The 2,272-nt window shown below is 68.8% G+C and carries 2 protein-coding genes; both read left to right on the top strand.

Annotated elements, in window-relative coordinates; genetic code table 11:
* Nucleotides 1–1,341, top strand: a 1,341-nt coding sequence (gene istA, locus AAAX75_RS09985; RefSeq protein ID WP_349092067.1) for an IS21 family transposase, incomplete at its 5' end; no start/stop codon positions are given.
* Nucleotides 1,338–2,165, top strand: a complete 828-nt coding sequence (locus AAAX75_RS09980; protein ID WP_349092066.1) for an ATP-binding protein — start codon at nucleotides 1,338–1,340, stop codon at nucleotides 2,163–2,165. The genes istA and AAAX75_RS09980, both read left to right, overlap by 4 nt.
* Nucleotides 2,166–2,272 lie beyond the last annotated feature (107 nt).

Genomic DNA, 2,272 nt, shown 5'->3' with positions numbered 1-2,272 from the left:
TGCCAACACGCCGGCGTTAGGAGGACCATTGAGGTGAACGAGAGACACGATGACCTACAGGAGATTATAGACGCGGCGCTCCGGGAGATGGCCGCGGAGGAGGGCGACGGGTTCGACCCGCAGGCATGCAACCTCGCGGAGTTCTGCAGGAGGACGGGGCTCACCCGCTCCCGCGCGAGGACGGTCAGGGCACACGGGTTCAGGGCCCTGCCCCACGGGAACAGCGGGAGGAGGGCCGCGCCGGGCGTGCTCGCCGGCCACGCCGGCCTGGTGGACGACCTCCTGCGGAAGGGCGTCACCAACTCGCAGGTGATATTCGAGCGGCTGCTCGGCCAGGGCTACGCCGGCGGCCTCACCACGGTGAAGACCTATATCGCCGCGCACCGGGACCTCGTGCCCGCGAAGAGGCGGCAGGCGGCCCCGCAGGGCTGCCGCGGCCAGCGCTTCAGGACGGCGCCCGGAGAGGCCTACCAGATGGACTGGGGCTTCGTCGCGGTCGAGCGCCCTGGCGGGGAGCGGGCGCGGATCGCCTGCTTCGCCATGGTCTGCCACCATTGCGGGGGCGCCCACGTCGAGTTCTTCCCGAACGCGCGCCAGGAGAACCTCCTCATCGGGATGCTGCACGCGTTCTCGGCGCTGGGCGTGCCCGCGACCGTGCTCACCGACAACATGAAGAGCGTGATCGTCCGCCGCGATGCCGACGGCCGGCCCGTCTGGCAGGCCGACTACGCCGAGTTCATGGGCGTCGTCGGCTTCCGCACCAGGTTGTGCAGGCCGCGCCACCCCTATACGAAGGGCAAGGTGGAGAGGCTCGTCCGCTTCGTGAAGGGGAACTTCCTCGCGGGAAGGTCCTTTACCGACCTTGACGCCCTCAACCGGGAGGCCGCCCTCTGGTGCGCCGAGCAGGGAGGCCGCTGGCGGCGCGCGGCGGCATGCGTCCCGATGCGCGAGCACGAGGCGGCGTGCTCGGCGAACACCAGGCCGCTCGAGGTCACGGCCGAGGTCGAGCGGTACCTGTGCCCGCGCCGGAAGATCTCCTTCGACGGCTTCGTGAGCTTCGAGGGGCACCGCTACGGCGTGCCCTACTGGTACGTCCGCCGCGAGTGCAGGGTGAACCGGGAGGGGCGCGTGGTGCACATATACAGCGACGACCTCTCCCGCGAGCTCGTCGCCCACGCCGTCGGCACCGGCGCCGACAGCTGGTGCGAGGGGCAGTGGGAGACATCGCCGGCGCAGCCCGAGGAGCTGCCGACCCAGCCGGTGGGGACCGTGGTCGAGCAAATCGCCCCGCCCAGGACGAAACCCGGTTTCGAGAGGTTCGACTTCGGGAGGGCCGAATGATGGCGGGCGCGGGGGCGAGCCCCTACGAGCTCGCGAGCGACGCCGCGTCGAGGCTCGGGATCGCCGTCGGGGCGGAGGAGCTCGCGACCCTCGCCTCGGACCTCGACCTCGGCGACGGGGAGATGGCCGCCGTGGCAGCCACCTTCTTCTACCTTGCGGAGAAGAGGAGGCTCGCCTCCATCGAGACGCTGCTGAGGCTGAGCAGGCTGCCCAGGCGCGAGCCCAAGACCTTCGAGGGCTTCGACTTCTCCAGGATCCAGGGCCGGGACGCGGCCGCGCTGGGCAAGCTCCCGTCGCTGGCCGACCTCTACGCGCACCGCAACGTCGCCTTCGTCGGGCCCGGCGGCATAGGGAAGACGCACCTCGCGCAGGCCTACGGGCGCGAGTGCTGCATGCGGGGGCTCAAGACCTACTACATAAAGGCGACCGAGCTCAGGGACAGGTTCCAGAAGGCCGTCCAGCGGGGAAACACCTCGCGGGTCGTCTCCTCGCTCGTCAAGCCGTCGTGCCTCATCGTTGACGAGGTGGGGAGATGCGTCTACGACAGGCCGTGCACCGACCTGTTCTTCGATGTCGTCGACAGGCGCTACGAGAAGGAGGGGCCGAACGCGATGGTCCTCACGAGCAACATCGCCCCGAGCGGGTGGGATGAGTTCTTCACGGGCGACGACACGCTCCTCTGCGCCCTCGACAGGCTGTTCGACAAGGCGTCGGTGTTCGTGATGCGGGGCCCGAGCTACCGCGGCAGGGAGCTTGACACCTACTCGGTGGAGGCCGTCCCCCAGGCGGTGAAGGTGAGGGGGATCCAGCCCGAGGGGATGTAGGAATGCGATAGGAAAGTCATAGATGCGGGCGTGTTGGCTAAAATGGGTCGGCCGGGATTGGTCAATCTCGGCCGACTATATTTGGCTAAATTATTCCGGCGCTAACA

The sequence above is a fragment of the Collinsella sp. CLA-ER-H7 genome (assembly GCF_040092345.1).
GTDB lineage: Bacteria > Actinomycetota > Coriobacteriia > Coriobacteriales > Coriobacteriaceae > Collinsella.
This window is presented reverse-complemented; position numbering and strand designations above follow the sequence as displayed.